The organism is Streptomyces sp. NBC_01275 (assembly GCF_026340655.1).
Lineage (GTDB): Bacteria > Actinomycetota > Actinomycetes > Streptomycetales > Streptomycetaceae > Streptomyces.
Genome location: NZ_JAPEOZ010000001.1, coordinates 7,764,595 through 7,782,819, shown reverse-complemented (window position 1 = coordinate 7,782,819; position 18,225 = coordinate 7,764,595). Strand labels below are relative to the sequence as shown.

16 protein-coding genes and 1 pseudogene are annotated in these 18,225 nt (G+C 72.3%); 6 read left to right on the top strand and 11 right to left on the bottom strand.

Going from position 1 to position 18,225, the window contains the following annotated elements; genetic code table 11:
• The 4 genes and pseudogenes from OG562_RS34115 to OG562_RS34100 form a co-directional block, all read right to left on the bottom strand.
• Positions 1–478: pseudogene (locus tag OG562_RS34115) on the bottom strand (sensor histidine kinase); the annotation flags it as partial.
• 346 nt (positions 479–824) lie between these two features.
• Positions 825–1,211 (bottom strand): ribonuclease, encoded by a 387-nt coding sequence (locus tag OG562_RS34110; RefSeq protein WP_266404916.1) that lies wholly within the window; start codon positions 1,209–1,211, stop codon positions 825–827.
• A gap of 115 nt (positions 1,212–1,326) precedes the next feature.
• Positions 1,327–1,935, bottom strand: a complete 609-nt coding sequence (locus tag OG562_RS34105) for a dihydrofolate reductase family protein (RefSeq protein WP_266404914.1) — start codon at positions 1,933–1,935, stop codon at positions 1,327–1,329.
• 190 nt (positions 1,936–2,125) lie between these two features.
• The gene (locus OG562_RS34100) at positions 2,126–2,944 is read right to left on the bottom strand and encodes an AIM24 family protein (protein WP_266404912.1); all 819 of its coding nucleotides are present in this window, start codon (positions 2,942–2,944) and stop codon (positions 2,126–2,128) included.
• A gap of 98 nt (positions 2,945–3,042) precedes the next feature.
• On the opposite strand from OG562_RS34100, the gene OG562_RS34095 reads away from it, so the two are divergent.
• A complete protein-coding gene (locus OG562_RS34095; protein ID WP_266404910.1) occupies positions 3,043–3,810 on the top strand; it encodes an SDR family oxidoreductase in 768 nt (255 codons plus the stop codon).
• A gap of 699 nt (positions 3,811–4,509) precedes the next feature.
• On the opposite strand, the gene alc is transcribed toward OG562_RS34095, so the two are convergent.
• Both alc and allB read right to left on the bottom strand, forming a co-directional pair.
• A complete protein-coding gene (alc, locus tag OG562_RS34090) occupies positions 4,510–5,646 on the bottom strand; it encodes an allantoicase (RefSeq protein WP_266404908.1) in 1,137 nt (378 codons plus the stop codon).
• Positions 5,647–5,691: 45 nt separating this feature from the next.
• Positions 5,692–7,029 carry an allantoinase AllB gene (allB, locus tag OG562_RS34085; RefSeq protein WP_266404906.1) on the bottom strand — a complete coding sequence of 446 codons (1,338 nt, stop codon included), beginning with the start codon at positions 7,027–7,029 and terminating at the stop codon, positions 5,692–5,694.
• Between the two features lie 321 nt (positions 7,030–7,350).
• Here allB and OG562_RS34080 point away from each other — a divergent pair, with 321 nt between their 5' ends.
• Entirely contained in the window at positions 7,351–8,145 is a 795-nt protein-coding gene (locus tag OG562_RS34080) for an IclR family transcriptional regulator (RefSeq protein ID WP_266404905.1), read from the top strand.
• Positions 8,146–8,445: 300 nt separating this feature from the next.
• Here the strand turns inward: OG562_RS34080 and OG562_RS34075 are convergent, their stop codons facing one another.
• A complete protein-coding gene (locus tag OG562_RS34075; protein WP_266404903.1) occupies positions 8,446–8,796 on the bottom strand; it encodes a DUF5955 family protein in 351 nt (116 codons plus the stop codon).
• Positions 8,797–8,985: 189 nt separating this feature from the next.
• Between OG562_RS34075 and OG562_RS34070 the strand changes: the two genes are divergently transcribed.
• Both OG562_RS34070 and aceB read left to right on the top strand, forming a co-directional pair.
• Positions 8,986–9,585 carry an NTP transferase domain-containing protein gene (locus OG562_RS34070; RefSeq protein WP_266404901.1) on the top strand — a complete coding sequence of 200 codons (600 nt, stop codon included), beginning with the start codon at positions 8,986–8,988 and terminating at the stop codon, positions 9,583–9,585.
• Between the two features lie 161 nt (positions 9,586–9,746).
• The gene (gene aceB / locus OG562_RS34065; RefSeq protein ID WP_266404898.1) at positions 9,747–11,381 is read left to right on the top strand and encodes a malate synthase A; all 1,635 of its coding nucleotides are present in this window, start codon (positions 9,747–9,749) and stop codon (positions 11,379–11,381) included.
• A gap of 6 nt (positions 11,382–11,387) precedes the next feature.
• On the opposite strand, the gene OG562_RS34060 is transcribed toward aceB, so the two are convergent.
• A complete protein-coding gene (locus OG562_RS34060; RefSeq protein ID WP_266404896.1) occupies positions 11,388–11,702 on the bottom strand; it encodes a SelT/SelW/SelH family protein in 315 nt (104 codons plus the stop codon).
• Positions 11,699–12,613 (bottom strand): HipA family kinase, encoded by a 915-nt coding sequence (locus OG562_RS34055; RefSeq protein WP_266404893.1) that lies wholly within the window; start codon positions 12,611–12,613, stop codon positions 11,699–11,701. Before OG562_RS34055 ends, OG562_RS34060 begins: the two co-directional genes overlap by 4 nt.
• A gap of 117 nt (positions 12,614–12,730) precedes the next feature.
• On the opposite strand from OG562_RS34055, the gene OG562_RS34050 reads away from it, so the two are divergent.
• Both OG562_RS34050 and OG562_RS34045 read left to right on the top strand, forming a co-directional pair.
• Positions 12,731–14,011 (top strand): cytochrome P450, encoded by a 1,281-nt coding sequence (locus OG562_RS34050; RefSeq protein ID WP_266404892.1) that lies wholly within the window; start codon positions 12,731–12,733, stop codon positions 14,009–14,011.
• 89 nt (positions 14,012–14,100) lie between these two features.
• Positions 14,101–15,633, top strand: a complete 1,533-nt coding sequence (locus OG562_RS34045; RefSeq protein ID WP_266404890.1) for a peroxidase family protein — start codon at positions 14,101–14,103, stop codon at positions 15,631–15,633.
• Here the strand turns inward: OG562_RS34045 and OG562_RS34040 are convergent.
• Both OG562_RS34040 and OG562_RS34035 read right to left on the bottom strand, forming a co-directional pair.
• On the bottom strand, positions 15,605–15,919 hold the full coding sequence (locus OG562_RS34040) for a hypothetical protein (RefSeq protein WP_266404888.1): 315 nt from the start codon (positions 15,917–15,919) through the stop codon (positions 15,605–15,607). The two genes, OG562_RS34045 and OG562_RS34040, sit on opposite strands and share 29 nt — an antisense overlap.
• 5 nt (positions 15,920–15,924) lie before the next feature.
• Positions 15,925–18,000, bottom strand: a complete 2,076-nt coding sequence (locus tag OG562_RS34035; RefSeq protein WP_266404886.1) for an acetoacetate decarboxylase family protein — start codon at positions 17,998–18,000, stop codon at positions 15,925–15,927.
• Positions 18,001–18,225: the final 225 nt, after the last annotated feature.

Sequence of the window (18,225 nt, the reverse complement as noted above, 5' to 3'; positions counted from 1 at the left end):
GGGATCGGGGCGCAGCCAGTAGAACGCGGGAACCAGCGCGAGGTCGACGCCGCCCACCCAGGCCACGTACCGCAGGGGCCGGTGCACGGTGAGGGTGAACAGGGCGACCATGCAGGCGCCGCCCGAGGTCGCCGAGAGGAAGCCGACGGGGATCATCGCGACGGCGAAGCCCAGCGGCCATGGGCGGCGCAGCCAGAGCGCGGCGCAGGCGAGCACGCCCAGGGCCTGGTCGAGGACGGCGAGGGCGTGCGGGGGGGGCGGAGGCGTCGTCCAGGGCGTCGGCGGCCAGCAGACCGACGGCGACGGCCAGCAGGAAGCAGCAGAAGTCGACGACCCAGTCGCGCGCGGTGCGCCGGGGCCGCCGTCCGGCCCGTTCGGCGTCCGGGTCGAGCTCCGCGACCACGGCGGACGGGAGCAGCCATCGGCGCCCCGTGAACCCCGACGGCGCCGTCCGTGCCGCGCTGTCCTCAGCCTTCATCAGCCTTCACGGTCGACGAATCCACGCAGCGGACGGCCCCGCCACCTCTTCGCGGACCGGATCGGCTACCGAAGCCGACCCGATCCCCTACCAAAGCCGCGGGGCCGCTGCGAAAGTCGCCCAGCCGCCTTCTTTCGCCACGGTCGGCCCGGGTGGGGCCGGGCCTTCCGTCGCAGGCGCCTCGCCCCGCGGGCGATGCGTGTGGGGGATCCGCGGGGTGAAGCGCTTCTTCATGAAGGAGTTGCCGGGCGCACTCGGTCTGCTCACCCGGACGCCGACCGCGCACGGGCCCGGCCGGCGGCCGGTCGCACCGTTCCTGTGGGGTCAACCGTGACCGGACGCCGGCTCAGCAGCCGTAGTTGATCAGGTTGAACGTGACGTAGTGGTCGGACGTGTAGTAGTCCTCCTGCGTCTTCTTCCCGGTCACGATGCGGCGCGCTCCGCGCGTCGACGACCCGGGGGTCTTCACCGTGTACTCGTGGTAGTACCCGCTGGTCTGGCTGGGCAGGACGCCTTCCCGGTTCTGGAAGACGGCCCCGTCCTGCGAGTACGGGAACGGTCCGCCCTCCTCGATCAGCTCGAGCGTGTCGTACGCCTGGGACGGCAGCTTGGTGTAGCAGATGCTGCCGACCGCGGCGTGCGCCGTCGTGGCGGAGACGGTGCCGCCGACGAGGAGGGCGGACAGGACGGCTGCCGAAGCGCCTATGCGGGTGATTCGTGGGGGGAATCTCATGCCCTCCATGATGACGCGCGTAGACCATGGCATGTCAATGACAACTTCAAGGATTTTCCCGGCAAGTCCGTTGAGTTTTCGGGAAGTTAACCTGCGGTCGGCCGTTGCCCCGGAGTCAGAACGAGCCGTACTCCGGACGTCCTGCCAGGTCGTACGACTGGAGGGAGACACCGGCGGCGGTGATGCGGCCGCCCGCGTGCCGGAAGGCGGTCGGCACGGCGCCCTCCGTGAAGAGACGGCGGCCGGCGCCGAGCACCACCGGGAAGGTCAGCAGGTGGAGGGTGTCGACGAGGCCGAGGTCCAGCAGGGAGCGGACGAGGGCGCCGCTGCCGTGGACCTGGAGCTCGCCGTCGGTGCGCTCCTTGAGGGCCGTGACCTCCTTGGCGAGGTCGCCGCCCACGACGGTGGTGCCGGCCCAGGCGGGGTCGGTGAGGGTCGACGAGGCGACGTACTTCGGCAGCGCGTTCAGCTTCGCTGCGACCGGGTCGGCGGGGTCGGTCTTCTTCGGCCAGTACGAGGCGAAGATGTCGTACGTCCGGCGGCCGAGGAGGAACGCCCCGGCGCGACCGAAGGACTCGGTGACGAACCGGCCGAAGTCCTCGTCGCCGTACGGGAAGCTCCAGCCGCCCTGTTCGAAGCCGCCGCGGGAGTCCTCGTGGGGGCCGCCGGGCGCCTGGTAGACGCCGTCGAGGGTGACGAAGACGGTGGAGACGAGCTTGCTCATGGCGATCGCCTGCTTTCCTGTGCGGGGTCCTTGTCATCGACTCAGACCCCGCCCGCCCCCGCAACTCATCGGTCCGCCGGCGCCTCATCGGTCCGCCGGCGCCTCATCGGTTCGTCCTGCGCCTCATCGGTTCGTCCTGCGCCTCATCGGTTCGTCCGGCATTCCTTCGAGTCGGCCGGCGTTCGTCGAGTCAGCCGGCGTTCGTCGAGAACAGTCCGCCCGTCGGGCCCTGCTTGTCTCCGCCCTGGGCCTTCTTGAGGGCGTTGGCGAGGCTCTCGATGGTGAGCGACTGGAGGATGACCCGGCCGTTGCCCTCCAGGGTGGCCAGGGACAGGCCCTCGCCGCCGAACACGGCGTTCATCAGGCCCTGGCGGTTGAGGCCGCCGACGCGCTGGACGCCGTACTGGATGCCCTCCTCGAAGGCGACGACGCAGCCGGTGTCGACCTCGATGCGGCCGCCGAAGTCGGCGGGGTTGAGATCGATGAAGTTGCCGGCGCCCGCGATGATCACCGTGCCGTGGCCGGTGAACTTCTCCAGGACGAAGCCCTCGCCGCCCTTCGTGCCGGTGCGGCCGCCCTGGAAGGCGATGCCGAAGTCGACGGTGGACTCGGCGGCCACGAAGGCGTCCTTCTCGGCGAACCACGCGCGCGTGCCGGTCAGCTCCAGGGCGCGCATCTCGCCCGGGAGGACGCCCGCGAAGCCGACCGTGCCCTCGCCGCCTTGGGCGGTGAAGTACTGGAACGCCAGCGACTCGCCCGCGAGGGCGCGCTGACCGACCTGCATGGCGGTGCCCATGGCCTGGCGCAGCATGCCGCCCATGCCGCCGCTGCCGCCGCCCGGGGGCTGCTGGCCGCCGGCGGTGGACGGGCCGCCGAGCCGGGTCTCCATGGTCACGTTCGTCGTCTTGAAGAGGAACTTGCCGGCTTCGCAGTACACGGTCTGGCCGGGGTGCAGGGTGACGACCGCCATCTGCATGGCGTTGCCGACGATTTCTTGCTGAAGGGTCACGACAGGAGAACGCGGGAGACGGACGGAAGAGTTCCGGCCCCGACCTCGGTGTCCGTTCGCCGCCAGCGCACCGGGACGCCGACCGCTGGGATGGAGCCATGACGACGACACACACGACGGTGACGGCCTCCGGCAGCACCCTGAACGGCAAGACGGCCCTGGTGACCGGCGGCAGCCGGGGCATCGGCGCGGCCACGGCGCTGCGACTGGCCCGGGAGGGCGCGGACGTGGCCCTGACGTACGTGAACGGCGAGGAGGCGGCCGCGGAGGTCGTACGGGCCGTGGAGCGCCTCGGGAGGCGGGCGGTGGCCCTGCGGGCGGACTCCGCGGACGCGACGGAGGCGGCGGGTGCCGTGGCGCGTACGGCGGAGGCGCTCGGCGGGCTCGACGTGCTGGTGAACAACGTGGGCGTCGGGGTGCTCGGGCCGCTGGAGAGCCTGTCCCTCGCCGAGGTGGACCGGGTGCTCGCGGTGAACGTGCGGGGCGTGTTCCTGGCCTCCCGGGCCGCCGCCGGGCGGATGGGACCCGGCGGCCGGATCGTCACCGTCGGGACCTGCATGACCCAACGGGTGCCCGGTCCGGGCGGGACGCTCTACGCCATGAGCAAGTCGGCGCTGATCGGGCTGACGAAGGCGCTGGCCAGGGAGCTGGGGCCGCGCGGGATCACGGCGAACATCGTCCACCCCGGGCCGATCGACACGGACATGAACCCGGCCGACGGACCCTACGCGGCGGGCCAGGCCGAGCTGACCGCCCTGGGCCGCTTCGGCGCGGCCGACGAGGTCGCCTCCATGGTGGCCTACCTGGCGGGGGCGTCCTACGTCACGGGAGCGGAGTTCGCGGTGGACGGCGGGCACGCGGCGTAGGCCTCCGGCGGCCGGGCCGATCCACCGCACGGGTGCGGTGGGCTCCCGCCCCTGAAGGCTCCCCACCCGACGGCCCGCCCCCGACGGCCCGCCCCTGGGGGCCCGCCCCGGGGGCCCGCGAAGGGGGCCTGCGAAGGGGGCCTGCGAAGGGGGCCTGCGAAGGGGGCCTGCGATGGGCCCGTCCCGGAGGAGACATCCCCGACGGGCCGCCCCTCGGGCTCGTCCCCTGAGGCCTCCGACCCTGGAAGGGTCCCGCACCGGAAGGGCCCGACCTGGGGGTCCCGTCGCCGGGGGCTTCCCACCGTGGAGGAGCTTCCGCCCCTGAGGCTTCCCGCCCCTGGGGGCCGACCCTGGGGGCCTGTCCCGGAGGAGACGTCCCCGCCGGGCCGGTCCTGAGGCTTGTCGGCGAAGCCCCCGACCCTGGAAGGGTCCCGCCCCGGAAGGGCCCGATCTGAGGGTCCCGTCGCCGGGGGCTTCCCACCGTGGAGGAGCTTCCGCCCCTGAGGCTTCCCGCCCCTGGGGGCCGACCCTGGGAGGGGCCGACCCGGGGCGGGCCAGGGTCGGCCCCCAGGGTCGGCAGGGGGGCCGCTCACAGCCCTTCCACCCCGCCCCGGACCGGACGCCCCGCCCTCAGCCTCCCCGGGGGAGCACCCCAGACCGGCTCGAGGTGCGACCGGTGTTCGAGAAGCGAGGCGGGCCTCAGCCGCCCAGCTCCTGGTGGCGCGCCGCCAGGCGGTTCGCGCCCTCCTGGGTCAGTGAGCCGAAGAGCCGCAGGCGCGAGATGCCGCCGTCGGGGTAGATGTCCACGCGCGCGTGGGTGCCCACGGCCGGGGTCGGCAGGACGAAGCGGTGGTTGGTGTCGGGCTGGAGGCGGGTGCGCGGGAGGATCTCCGTCCACGTGCCGCCCTCGCCGCCGCCCTCGTCGTCCTCGCCGTCCCTGACGGACACCGACGCCCAGCCGGCGCTGTTGCCCTTCAGATACGCCGTGTCGATCTCCAGGGCGCGGATCTGCGCCTGCGCGGCCAGCCGGTAGCGGATCCAGTCGTTGCCCTGGTCGCGGCGGCGGCGCGTCTCCCAGCCGTCGTCCATCTTGCGGGAGCGGCCCGGCTGGATGGTGTTGGACGCCGGGGAGTAGAAGAGGTTGGAGGCGTCCTCGGCCCGGCCGCCGTTCTCCAGGGCGACCACGTCGAAGGTGCCGAGGATCTCCAGCCACCGCGGATCCGGTACGACCTCGCCGTAGACGCGCAGCCGGGCGATGCCGCCGTCGGGGTGCTGGTTGACCCGCAGGTGGGTGAAGCGCTGTTCCACCGATATGGAGAAACCATTCGCCGCATGGCCGCCGACCGGTGTGCGCGGGACGAGGGTCGTCCACTTCACGTCGTCGCCGAGCAGGTCCTGCGGGGACGGGGAGCCCGGCACGGAGACGCCCTCGACCGACACCGCCTGCGGGTAGTTGCCCCGGAAGTGGGCCGTGTCGACGACGATGCCCCGGATCACGCCGGGTGCGCCGAGGCGGACCAGCGCCCAGTCGTGGTCCTCGGCCGTGGGCCAGGGGTGCTCGGCGGAGGCGCCGCGCCGGCGGCGGGTCTCCCAGCCGTCCATGATCTTGCCCTTGTGCCCGAAGTGCTCGGGGTCGAACTCGGCTGGCCCCGGCGCCAGCAGGTTCTCGCGCTGGGCGAAGAACTCGTCGTTGGCGGCGATGACGCCGGCGCCGAGCTGACGGCCGGCGAGGTCGGTGTACTGGGTGAACGGGAAGTCGGCGGTGCGGTAGTCCGCGTACGGGTCGCCGCCGCCGTAGGGGTTCGCGTCGCCGGTGAAGCCAGGAATCGCCGTCACGAGGTGTGCCTTTCGGTAGTCGGCCGCTGCGGGTGCGGAGGGGGTTCAGGGGGTGCGGGTGAGAAGGCTGCCCTTCGGCTCGGTGAACTCGCCGTCCTCGACGATGCGTTCGCCGCGCAGCCAGGTGGACTTCACGACGCCGTACAGGGTGCGGCCCGAGTACGCCGTGACGCGGTTGCGGTGCTGCAGGGCCGCCGGGTCGACGGTGAAGGTCTCGTCGGGGGCGAGGACGGCGAAGTCGGCGTCGCGGCCGGCCTCGATGGCCCCCTTCTGTCCGAGGCCCACGAGCTCGGCCGTGCGGGCGGACATCCAGCGGACCACGTCCTCGAGCGTGTGGCCGCGCCGCCGAGCCTCCGTCCAGACCGCCGAGAGGCTCAGCTGGAGGCCGGAGATGCCTCCCCAGGCGGTGGCGAAGTCGTCGGTCTTGAGGTCGGCCGTCGACGGGGAGTGGTCGGTGACCACGCAGTCGATGACGCCGTCGGCCAGCGCCTGCCACAGCAGGTCCTGGTTGGCGGCCTCGCGGATGGGCGGGCAGCACTTGAACTCGCTGGCGCCGTCCGGGACCTCCTCGGCGGTGAGGGTGAGGTAGTGGGGGCAGGTCTCGACGGTGATGCGCACGCCGTCCGCCTTGGCCGCGGCGATCAGCGGCAGCGCGTCGCTGGAGGACAGGTGCAGGACGTGCACGCGCGCGTGGAGGCGCTTCGCCTGCGCTATGAGGCTCGCGATGGCGGTGTCCTCGGCGTCGCGCGGGCGGCTGGCGAGGAAGTCGGCGTACCTGGGGCCGCTCTGCTGCGGGGCCGCGTCGAGGTGGTGCGGGTCCTCGGCGTGCACGATCAGCAGCCCGTCGAACCCGGCGATCTCGGCCAGCGACCGGGCGAGCCGCTCCTGGTCGAGGTGCGGGAACTCGTCCACGCCGGACGGCGAGAGGAACGCCTTGAAGCCGAAGACGCCGGCCTCGTGCAGCGGGCGCAGGTCCTTGACGTTGTCGGGCAGGGCTCCGCCCCAGAAGCCGACGTCGATGTGGGCCTTGTCGGCGGCCACGTCCCGCTTCGTACGGAGGTGGTCGACCGTGGTGGTCGGCGGGAGGGAGTTGAGCGGCATGTCGACGAGGGTGGTGATGCCGCCGGCCGCCGCCGCGCGCGTGGCGGTCCAGAAGCCCTCCCAGTGGGTACGACCCGGGTCGTTGACGTGCACATGAGTGTCGACCAGGCCGGGCAGCAGGACGTCGTCGCCGAAGTCCTCCAGGCGGGCGCCCTCGGGCACGGGGGCGTCGTACGGCAGGACGGCCGTGATCTTCCCGGCGGACACGGCGACCGAGGCGGCGCGCGTCCCTTCCGGGGTGATGACGCGCGTCGAGCGCAGCACCAGTTCAGCGTCGGACACCCGGACCCCTCTTTCTGCCGCCGTTCGCTTCCGCCACTCCGGTTCACTTCCGCTTAACGGAATTTACTTCTACGTAACGGAATTCAACGTTCTGTTGAAGGAGTCTTCACTCCCGCCCTCCCGCCGTCAAGGGCGCACTCCCCCGCGCCCTCGCCGCATCACTCCGCACCTCTCCACAGTGCACCCGCCGTCGACACTCTGGATGTTTCCACAAAGCGGAATTATTATTCCAACACGCAGAACGTAGCTACGCACAAGCCGGGAGTCAACCGACCGCCGGGTAGGCTTCAGCCCTTCCGCCAGTTTCGAAAGGAACGCGCCGTGCCGACGTCCGACGCCAGCACCACCGACTCCGCCAAGTCCGCCAGCGGCGGGGTCCAGTCCCTCGAGCGCGCCTTCGATCTGCTCGAGCGGATGGCGGACGCGGGCGGCGAGGTCGGCCTCAGCGAGCTGTCCGCGAGCAGCGGGCTGCCGCTGCCCACCATCCACCGCCTGATGCGCACCCTGGTCGCCTGCGGCTACGTCCGTCAGCAGTCCAACCGCCGCTACGCGCTCGGCCCGCGCCTGATCCGGCTCGGCGAGTCCGCGTCCCGGCTGCTGGGCACCTGGGCCCGCCCCTTCCTGGCCCGGCTGGTCGAGGAGACCGGCGAGACGGCGAACATGGCGCTGCTCGACGGCGACGAGATCGTGTACGTGGCGCAGGTGCCGTCCAAGCACTCGATGCGCATGTTCACCGAGGTCGGCCGGCGCGTCCTGCCGCACTCCACGGGCGTCGGCAAGGCCCTGCTCGCGGGCTTCCCGGACGCCGAGGTGCGCGCCCTGCTCCAGCGCACCGGCATGCCGGCCGCCACGGAGAAGACGATCACCACGCCCGCCGGTTTCCTGGCGGCGCTGGCCGAGGTGCGCGACGCGGGGTACGCGGTCGACGACAACGAGCAGGAGATCGGCGTGCGCTGCCTGGCGGTGTCCGTGCCGAACTCCCCCACCGCGGCGGCCATCTCCATCTCCGGCCCGGCGGGCCGGGTCACGGAAGCGGCGACGGAGCGGATCGTGCCGGTGCTCCAGCAGGTCGCCCAGGACCTGTCCGAGGCGCTGGCCACCCAGAACCAGGCGTGACGGCGGCGGGGATCCGCCGGAGGCGATGTTCTCCTTCTTCGACGGGAGCCTCCGCTCCCGCCTCCTGGAGTGGGACACGCCCTTGCCCGTCGAGATCGGCCGGCGGACGCGCGGACGGCGGGCGGAAGCCGGCCGGCCCGGACATCGGCCCCTGCCCGACCGGGCGGCAGTCGGACCAGGCGCAGGCGATGCACGCCTTGAGCCGCGTCCCGGAGACCTGGCTCTGCGGACGGTTCGAGCACCGCCCCGCGAGCCGGGGCCACCGCGGCTCGTTCCCCGAACGCACCGCGTGGCGTCGTCCTAACCCCGCCCGTCCCCACCCCGCCCGTCCTCACCCCGCCCGCGCGGCGGCTCCCCGAACAGGTTCACCGCGTCGCGGACGTCCGACAGGCCCCGGGACAGCGCGCTGACGGAGCCGATGGCTCCGGCGATCAGCAGCAGGGAGCGGCGCAGCCGGGGGACTTCCGGGACGCCGTGGGTCGCCATCGCGGCGAGCGCGGCGAGTTCGTCCTCGGCGACGACCCGGTCCGGGAACTCGGCCGGATGCGCGGCGAGTTCGCGGCGCAGCCGGGACACCGCCGTCCGCAGCCGCGTCACCCTCGCATCCTCGTCGCCGCCGATCACTGCCCTCTGCCCCACACTTCGCAACACGGCTCTCCCCCTCGCGCTCCGTCGTGCGCCCGTACGCGTCTTCCCCGCCCCGCATCCCCTGGCGCTGGTCGGACGCCGCGGGACGCGCGGGTCAGTAAACGCCACCCGACGGCGGGTACGCCACTGCCCGGACGGAAATTCAGCCCCCGGAAACCGTGCGGTCGACGCTGCGTCAGGTATGCAGGACGCATGACGCAAAAGGAAGGCCAGGTCGTCGGTCTGCTGCTCGCCGCGGGCGGGGGCCGACGGCTCGGCGGCCGGCCCAAGGCACTGCTCGAACACCGGGGCCGGCCGCTCGTGGAACACGCGGTGGCGGTGCTGCGTACGGCGGGCTGCGCGCGCGTGCACGTGGTGCTGGGGGCCGCCGCCGACTCCGTACGGGAGCGGGCGCGGCTCGACGGGTGTGTGCTCGTGCCGAATCCGGACTGGGAGCAGGGCATGGGGAGCTCGCTGCGGGCCGGGCTCGGCTCGCTCGCCGGGTCGGGGGCGCGGGCCGCGCTGGTCTCGCTCGTCGACCAGCCGGGCATCGGGCCCGAGGCGGCGGCCCGGGTGCTGGCCGCGTACGAGGACGAGGAGTCGCTGGCGGCGGCGGCCTACGACGGGGAGCGCGGCCATCCGGTCCTGTTCGGCTCGGCCCACTGGGCGGGCGTCGCGGCGACCGCGACCGGCGACCGGGGGGCGCGGGCCTACCTGAAGGAGCACGGCGCGGCGCTCACGCTCGTCGAGTGCGGGGACGTGGCCCACCCCTACGACATCGACACGCCTGAGGATCTCGCCCACCTCGAGTGAGACCCACCTTGAGTGAAGCCCACCTTGAGTGAGATGCCCGGCGCTCAGAGTCACCTTTCCTCGACACGGAGAATCTTGACGTCAACAAACCATTGAACTTCCACGATGAGGAAACTAGTATCCACTCACAGAAGTGCCGCATGCGAAGGAAGTGACAGCTCATGTCCGCACCAGCGCCGTCCCCGCTGGCCATCGTCGACGCCGAGCCCCTGCCCCGGCAGGAGGAGGTCCTCACCGAGGCGGCCCTCGCCTTCGTGGGCGAGCTGCACCGGCGGTTCACCCCGCGCCGCGACGAGCTCCTGGCCCGGCGCGCGCAGCGCCGCGCCGAGATCGCCCGTACCTCCACGCTCGACTTCCTCCCCGAGACCGCCGCGATCCGCGCGGACGACTCCTGGCGGGTCGCCCCGGCTCCGGACGCGCTGAACGACCGGCGGGTGGAGATCACCGGCCCCACCGACCGCAAGATGACGGTCAACGCCCTCAACTCGGGCGCGAGGATCTGGCTGGCGGACTTCGAGGACGCCTCGGCCCCGACCTGGGAGAACGTCGTCCTCGGTCAGGTCAATCTGGCCGACGCCTACACCAGGAACATCGACTTCACCGACCCGAGGTCCGGCAAGTCGTACGCCCTGCGCCCCGACGCGGAGCTGGCCACCGTCGTCATGCGGCCGCGCGGCTGGCACCTGAACGAGCGCCACCTCGTGGACGAGCACGGCGCCCCGGTCCCCGGCGCCCTCGTCGACTTCGGCCTGTACTTCTTCCACAACGCCCAGCGCCTTCTCGACCTGGGCAAGGGCCCGTACTTCTACCTCCCGAAGACGGAGTCGCACCTCGAAGCCCGGCTGTGGAACGACGTGTTCGTCTTCGCGCAGGACCACCTCGGCATCCCGCAGGGCACCGTCCGCGCGACCGTCCTCATCGAGACGATCACGGCCGCGTACGAGATGGAGGAGATCCTCTACGAACTCCGCGACCACGCCTCCGGGTTGAACGCCGGCCGCTGGGACTATCTGTTCTCCATCGTCAAGAACTTCCGTGACGGCGGGGCCAGGTTCGTCCTGCCGGACCGCAACGCCGTGACGATGACCGCCCCGTTCATGCGGGCGTACACCGAACTCCTCGTCCGCACCTGCCACAAGCGCGGTGCGCACGCCATCGGCGGGATGGCGGCGTTCATCCCGTCCCGGCGCGACGAGGAGGTCAACAAGGTCGCCTTCGAGAAGGTCAAGGCGGACAAGGACCGCGAGGCGAGCGACGGTTTCGACGGTTCGTGGGTGGCCCACCCGGACCTGGTCCCGATCGCCATGGCCTCCTTCGACGCGGTCCTCGGCGAGAAGCCGAACCAGAAGGACCGCCTCCGCGAGGACGTCGACGTCAAGGCGGCCGACCTGATCGCCGTCGACTCCCTGAAGGCCAGTCCGACGTACGACGGTCTCGTCAACGCCGTTCAGGTGGGCATCCGTTACATCGAGGCGTGGCTGCGCGGTCTCGGCGCCGTCGCCATCTTCAACCTCATGGAGGACGCGGCCACCGCCGAGATCTCGCGTTCGCAGATCTGGCAGTGGATCAACGCGGGCGTCGAGTTCGAGCACGACGGGAAGACGGTGAAGGCCACGCCGGAGCTGGCCCGCGAGGTCGCCGCCGGGGAACTGGCCGCCGTCCGCGCGGAGATCGGCGAGGAGGCCTTCGCGGCCGGCCACTGGCAGCAGGCGCACGACCTGCTGCTGACGGTCTCCCTCGACGAGGACTACGCGGACTTCCTCACGCTGCCCGCGTACGAGCAGCTCAAGGGCTGAGCGCGCTCACGCCGGCCGGTCCGAGTGGCCCAGGGACTTTCCCGGGGCCACTCGGTCGCGTACGAGCTTCTTCACCGCCGTGGGCTCCGGGAAGCCCTGGTCGCGGCGGTTCCAGACGACCTCGTCGTTCACCCGGACCACGAAGACACCACCCTTGCCGGGCTTGAGGGAGAGTTCCGTCAGCTCGGTCTCGAAGGTGGTCAGGAGCTCCTGGGCCAGCCAGGCGGCGCGCGGCAGCCAGCGGCACTGGGTGCAGTACTCGATCTCCACACGGTGCACGCCCGTGTCCGCGCGCCGGTCGTCCGTCTCGTCGTCCGTCATCCCAGGTGTACCGACCAATCCTGTTGCGCCGCCGGTTTGCCGTGCAGGTCGGGGACCTGCTTGAGCCAGTCCGGACGGCCTTGGCGTGTCCTCGCCGCGCGGCGGGCCTCCTCGGCGGCGAGCTCCTCCCGGCCGGGGAAGTCGGTGGGCAGCCAGGCCTCGGACGCCCGCACGCGCGCGTACAGGTACGCGACGTAGGCGTCCCGCACCTCGTCGGGCGCGGTGAAGCCCGCCTCGCCGGCCAGCCAGGCGTCCGGCACCTCCGCGGCGATCGCGCGCAGCAGTTCCTCGGTCACCCGGGGAGCGAGCTCGGCGTCGGCGGCCCGGGTGTCCGGCGTGTAGCGGCCGAGGGCGTGGTGGCGGAAGTCGTAGGCCTTCGTGGGGTCGGAGGCGGCCCAGCGGTGGTGGAAGACGAGGGCGGCGCCGTGGTCGATGAGCCACAGGCGCGGGGGCGCGACGCCGAGGGTCGGCCAGACCATCAGGTTGGAGCTGTGGACCGTGCGGTCGACGTTCACGGTGAGGGCGTCCAGCCAGACGACCTTGCCCGCCTCCAGCGGGTCGACCGTGCAGCGCTCGGCGATCTCCGGGGTGAAGTCCCGCGCGCCCGGCAGATAGTCCATGCCGAGGTTGAGTCCCGCGCTCGCGCCGTGCAGCTCCCGCACCTCCTGGTGGGGCTCCGCGTCGGCGATCGCCGGGTCGAAGCGCACCAGCACCAGCTCGGGGAAGCGCAGCCCGAGGGCGCGCGCCAGCTCGCCGACGATCACCTCGGCGACCAGCGCCTTGCGGCCCTGCGCGGAACCGGTGAACTTCACGACGTACGTGCCCAGGTCGTCGGCCTCGACGACGGCGGGGACGGAACCGCCGGACCGCAGAGGCGAGAGGTAACGGGTTGCGGCGACTTCTCTCAGCATTTCCCGAGCATAGTAACCAAGGGTGACCGCCGACGTCATGGGCGACCGGAGGGGCGGGAACACCCGGATGCGTCACTGACGTGCGATTGATCCCGATGCGCCCGAAAATGATGCACCATGGACTTCCTCACCGCGTACGACGCGGTTCCCGAGGCGGACGCGGCGCAGCGGGTCGCCCTGCTCCGCCGGAAGACGGCCATGGACCGGGCCGGACTGCTGCGGGAACTTCGTGCGGTACGGCCCGTGTTCGCCACGCCCCTCGGTGTGTTCGTCACCCGGCATCCGGACGTCCTGGAGGTGCTGTCCACCCCGGAGGTCTTCACGGTCGGCGTCTTCGGGCCCGCCCTCGAAGAGGTGCTGGGCGCCCCGTTCGTCCTCTCCCGCGACGGCGCGGACGTGCACTGGCGTGAGCGCGGATACGGGCAGCTGGTCCTGGCGCCCGAGGACGCGCCCCGGGTGCGGGCCCTGACCGTCTCGCTCGCCGACGGCGTCCTGGACGCCGCCCTGGCGGGCGCCGCGGAGCGGGGGAGCGCCACGTTCGACCTGATCCAGGACTACGCCTGGCCGGCGGCCGCCCGGGTCGCCGTCGAGTACCTGGGCTTCACCGGCATCCCGGAGGAGACGCTGCACAGCTGCACGCGCCGGATGCAGTGGGCGTTCGCGGTCAACCCGGGCGGGGATCCGGACGTCCACACGGCGGGAACGGCCGCGGGCAAGGAACTGCACGACCGGGTGGCCGCCCTCATCGCCGACCGCCGTGCCTCCTCCGAGAGCCCCGACGACGTGCTCGGCCGGATGCTGCGCACCCGCCTGCCCGCCGAGTTCGGTTTCGACGACGAGCGGATCAACGCCAACCTGGTCGGCTATCTCACCGGGTACCAGCAGAACGCCACCCAGTGCGTGGCCACCGCGATCAAGGAGCTGGCGGTCCGTCCCGAGGTGCTCGCCGAGGCCGAGCGGGCGGCGGCCGAACCCGACCCCGCGCGCTTCGACGCGTACGTCTGGGAGGCCCTGCGCTTCCACCCCTTCGTGCCGGCCACGCCCCGGCTGTGCGTACGCGACCACGTCCTCGCGGCCGGAACGCCCCGGCGGACGGCGATTCCCTCCGGGACCCCCGTCGTGGCCTGGCTGTCCTCGGCGATGTTCGACGAGGACGTGGTCGAGTCCCCCACCGAGTTCCGCACGGGCCGCCCGCCGTCCCACAACCTCGTCCTCGGGTACGGCGCCCACGACTGTCTGGGCAGGTACGCGGCGTCCGTCATCGTGCCGGAGCTGGTACGGCGGGTGCTGCTGCGCCCCGGCGTCCGGCCGCCGCCCGGCGCCGAACAGTCGATGGACCACGCCGGCACCCCGTACCCCCAGCACTACACGGTGACGGCCGGACCGGAGGGCCCATGACCACCATCTCCTCGCGACCCTCGCAGGCCTCGCGATCCGAAGCGCGTCCCGAGGCCCGGACCACCGGTCGGGACGCGTCCAGAGACGGCTTGCGCAACCGTTTCGAGACGCATCTGCTGACCCACTACGGTCCGATGTGGCGCGCGGTGCACAGTCGGCGCTCGCTGCACCGCAGGGTGAACTCCGCCCTCACCGACCTGGCCGTCCTCAAGGCCCCGCCCCGCCCCAACCCGCTGAGCACCAAGAGCCCGTACACCTCCTGGTCGTCGCTGACCGACCGCTCGTACGTCGGACGGCACCTGCCCCCGCACGCCGGCCCACAGCCTGGACGGCCGCCCGTGGAAACGGTTGCCGAGCTGTTCCGGCGCAGCGGCCCCACCCGTCCCTGCGAGCGCTCCAGCGCGCTGCTGCCCGCGTTCGCGCAGTGGTTCACCGACGGTTTCCTGCGCGGTCACGGGGCCACCGGAGACCCGCGCAGGACCGACTCCCCGCACACCCTCGACCTGTCCCAGCTGTACGGCGACAGCGAGGCGGCCACCGCGTGTCTGCGCACCTTCGAAGGCGGCCGGCTGAAGAGCCGTACGGTCGACGGGGGCGAGTTCCCGCCCGCGCTGTGCGAAGGCGGGCAGATCAAGCGGGAGTTCGGCGCGCTGAAGCCGGTCCGGTTCGACGAAGTGCCCGCTCACCTCCGCGACACTCTCTTCGCCTGCGGCGGCGACCGGGTGCACGCGCACATCGGGCCGATGGTGATGAACGTCCTCTTCCTGCGCGAGCACAACCGGGTGGCAGGCGTCCTCGCCGCCGCGCACCCGGACTGGGACGACGAGCGGGTCTTCCAGACCACCCGCAACACCCTGGTGGTGATGATGATCCGGGTGATGCTGGAGGAGTACATCAACCACATCACGCCGTACCACTTCCGCTTCGTCCTCGATCCGGTCCGTACCGACAAAGGGGTCTGGCACCGGGAGAACTGGGCGACCATCGAGTTCAGCCTGGTCTACCGGTGGCACAGTCTGATTCCGTCCACGTACGCGATCGGCGGACACGACGTGCCGCTGGCCGGGACCGTCGCCAACGGGCAGCTCCTGCCGGACCGGGGGCTGGGCCCGCTCGTGCAGGACCTGTCGCTCCAACCCGCGGGCAGATCAGGCCTGTTCAACACCGATCCGCTGCTGCTGCCCATCGAGGCCAGGAGCATCGCCGTGGGCCGGGAGCTCGACCTGGCCTCGTACAACGACTACCGCGCGTACTACGGCTTCCCCCGGGTCACCGACTGGCGGCAGATCTCCGGCGACCCGCAGGTCGTCGAGGGGCTGCGGGACGTCTATCGACACGTCGACGGCGTCGAGCTGTTCGTCGGCCTGTTCGCCGAGGAACCCGGTCCGGGCGCCATCTTCGGCCGGCTCCTCGAACGGGTCATCTCGGTCGACGCCTTCTCCGAGGCGCTCAACAACCCGTTGCTGGCCCCCCGGCTGTTCACCCCGGCCACCTTCTCGCCCGAGGGGATGCGGATCGTCCGGGAGACCCGCGGCTTCTCAGAGCTGCTGCACCGCAACCTGCCGGAGGACGACGGACGTTACGTCGTCTCGCTCACCGCCCCTGCCGGCCGGACGGACTAGCCCGACGAACCAGCCGGACGAACCAGCCGGACGTCGTGCGGGATCGTGCGGCGCGGGCGTGGGCTTCCAACGCCAGGGCCGCGGTGCGCAGTTGCTCCGCGGCGACGAGACAGGCCGCCGCCTGCTGCTGCAGGACGGGGCCGCTCCAGCCCGGCGCCTCGTCCAGGTCGCCGAGGGTCGCGGCGGTGGCGCGCAGGGTCTGCGCGTACTCCTCCATCCTGGCGGCGTCGCCGCGCAACGTGTCGACGAGTGCGGGGAGTCCGCAGGGGACGGTCTCGGTCGCCATGTGTCTCACCTCAGTTCCGCGCCGGCGCTTCGGTGGGACATGAAGGCGTGGCTGGTCAGCACGGACCGCGGCCTGGCGGAGTCCAGGCCGAGCCGGCGCAGCTGCTCCGCCAACGGGTGGGCACGCGTGCCCACCTCCAACCGGACGCGCGGCGCCGGGTGGATCCGCGGTCGGCCGTGACTGCGGACCTGGATCCGCAGCGTCCGTTCGCCCCTGCGGCCGTAGAGCGCCCAGTCCGCGTCGGGGCAGCGGGTGCCGGGGCCGAGCTCGCCCGTCAGACGGATACCGGGCTCCTGGGCGCCGACGCCGATGTCACGGCCCAGCAGATCGACGTCGACGGGCGACACGGACGCCCGCTGGCCCCAGATCTCCTCGGCCGCCGCACGGGCCTCCTCGGTGGAGACCGTCAGCCCGACGACGTAACGCCCGGTGCGCCGCAGGTCCGTGCGCCGCATCAGGTCGAGGGCGAGGTCGTACGGCTTGGGCCGCCACAGGTCGTTGACGATCAGCGACAGGCTGATCTCGCTGTACGGGCCGATGGTGGTGCACCGGTGCTCGTAGCCGGACAGCACCGCGAGCGCCCGGCGTCCGAGGCGGGCCGGGACCATCCAGGTGACGTCGGGGAGCAGGCTTCTCGCCGCGTCCGCGTCGACGGTGAAGAAGGCGTGCGCGGCGGTGGAGTCGTAGTAGCGCACCGGGGTGTCGACCGGACCGGCGGACGTCGTCACGGGGGCGGTGGGCACGGTCAGGAAGGGGTAGCCCTGCGGTGGGTTGGCCCGGTCCCTGAGCTGGTAGCACTGGGTGCGCAGCACCTCGCCCCGGTAGGGCGCGAGCGCCTCGTCGACGTGCCGGGCCGCGTCGGGGATCACCTTCTCGAGGTCCTCGATGTACGTGCCCAGCATGTGGCTGAGGGGGAATTCGTGGGTGGGGCCGGTGTAGTCGACCTCGTACCAGTCCGGGTGGGGGTCGAAGGCCGTGCCGGCCCCTCTGCCGTCGAGGACGGGCACGATGTCGTGCTGGTTGGTGATGGTGGCGGCCCAGGTGCGGGGGTCGGCGGGCTTCTTGTTGTCCACCGGAGAGCCGACCGCGACGGCGTGGGTGACCCGGTAGGCGCGGGAGAACTCCTCGCTCTGGGCGAGGTTCATGACGGCGATGCCGCCTTCGCTGTGCCCGATCAGGGCGACGTCCGCGCCGCGCGGGATGCCGTAGTGCGCGACGGCCAGCAGGATCGCCCGGGTGTACGGGGAGTCGGTCATGAACAGGTTGCGCCATGCGCCCACGAAGTCCTGTGGGGAGTCGTTGCGGGGGCGGCCCGGCGCCATGCCGGGGGCGTGCAGGACGTGGCGGACGACGCCGTCGGGGCCGCGGACGTCCTGGAGGAGGACCCGGCCGTCGGTGGACAACAGGTCGATGTTGCGTAGGAACCCCAGGAACGAGCCCTGGCCGGACAGGCGTTGCAGCTCGTGCTCGGTCAGTTCGACGGGGTCGGCCGCGCCCTCGCCCCGGTCGAGTTCGCACACGTACGACGTGTTGATGCCCTTGATCGGATCGGCGCTGAGCATCCGGCCCGTCGCCAGGGCCCAGCCGGTCTCGTCGTTCATCGGGTCCTCGTCCAACAGAGCCCGGATCGCGAGGAGTTCGGCCATGACCGGTGCGAGCGCGGAGAGCGCCTGCTGAGCGCCCTGGTCCTTGAACAGGGCCCGCAGCGCGCGCAGCGACGCCAGGTCGCGGTCGGCCGTCACCGCGTCCATGAGCCGGCGCATGCCCGGGTGCCGGGCGAGTTCGGGATGGTCGAGCACAACCGCGCCGATCCGCAGGCGCAGCGAGGTCACGGCGACCAGTGCGGCCAGGCTCTCCCGGCCCAGGATCTCGCCGCCCTGTCCCAGCCGGCGCCCCACTCCGCGGTCCGCGGTGATGGCGCAGCCGAGGCCCTGCCGGCCCGTGAGGACGCGCAGGGTGGCCCACTGGGCCGGCAGTCCGGTGCGCGGACGTCTGCGGGCGGCGGCGCGGAACTCCCCGTCGAGCAGTACGGCGGTGGTGCGCGCGGACACCTCGCGGATGCCTTCGGCGACCGCGACCACGTCGCGTGCGCACTGCCGCAGCAGGTCCTTGGCCGGAACGGCCGAAGGGCCGACGGTCGGCCTGTGCGCGTGCCTGTGTGCAGGCCTGTCTGCAGGCCCGTGTGCAGCCCCGTGTGTAGGCCTGTCTTCAGCCCCGTGTGTAGGTCCGTCTGTAGGCGGCGACCCGTCCGTGTCGGTGTGCTCGGCCATGCAGATGGTCCCTTCCCCGGCCGGGCGTCGCTTCGA

Bases quoted from the DNA above. Each gene is read 5' to 3' on its own strand.
- OG562_RS34105 (WP_266404914.1), bottom strand. From the start codon at position 1,935: ATGAGCAAGCTCGTCTCCACCGTCTTCGTCACCCTCGACGGCGTCTAC.
- OG562_RS34095 (WP_266404910.1), top strand. From the start codon at position 3,043: ATGACGACGACACACACGACGGTGACGGCCTCCGGCAGCACCCTGAAC.
- OG562_RS34055 (WP_266404893.1), bottom strand. From the start codon at position 12,613: ATGCTGAGAGAAGTCGCCGCAACCCGTTACCTCTCGCCTCTGCGGTCC.
- OG562_RS34040 (WP_266404888.1), bottom strand. From the start codon at position 15,919: ATGGCGACCGAGACCGTCCCCTGCGGACTCCCCGCACTCGTCGACACG.
- aceB (WP_266404898.1), top strand. From the start codon at position 9,747: ATGTCCGCACCAGCGCCGTCCCCGCTGGCCATCGTCGACGCCGAGCCC.
- OG562_RS34110 (WP_266404916.1), bottom strand. From the start codon at position 1,211: ATGAGATTCCCCCCACGAATCACCCGCATAGGCGCTTCGGCAGCCGTC.
- OG562_RS34050 (WP_266404892.1), top strand. From the start codon at position 12,731: ATGGACTTCCTCACCGCGTACGACGCGGTTCCCGAGGCGGACGCGGCG.
- OG562_RS34070 (WP_266404901.1), top strand. From the start codon at position 8,986: ATGACGCAAAAGGAAGGCCAGGTCGTCGGTCTGCTGCTCGCCGCGGGC.
- OG562_RS34060 (WP_266404896.1), bottom strand. From the start codon at position 11,702: ATGACGGACGACGAGACGGACGACCGGCGCGCGGACACGGGCGTGCAC.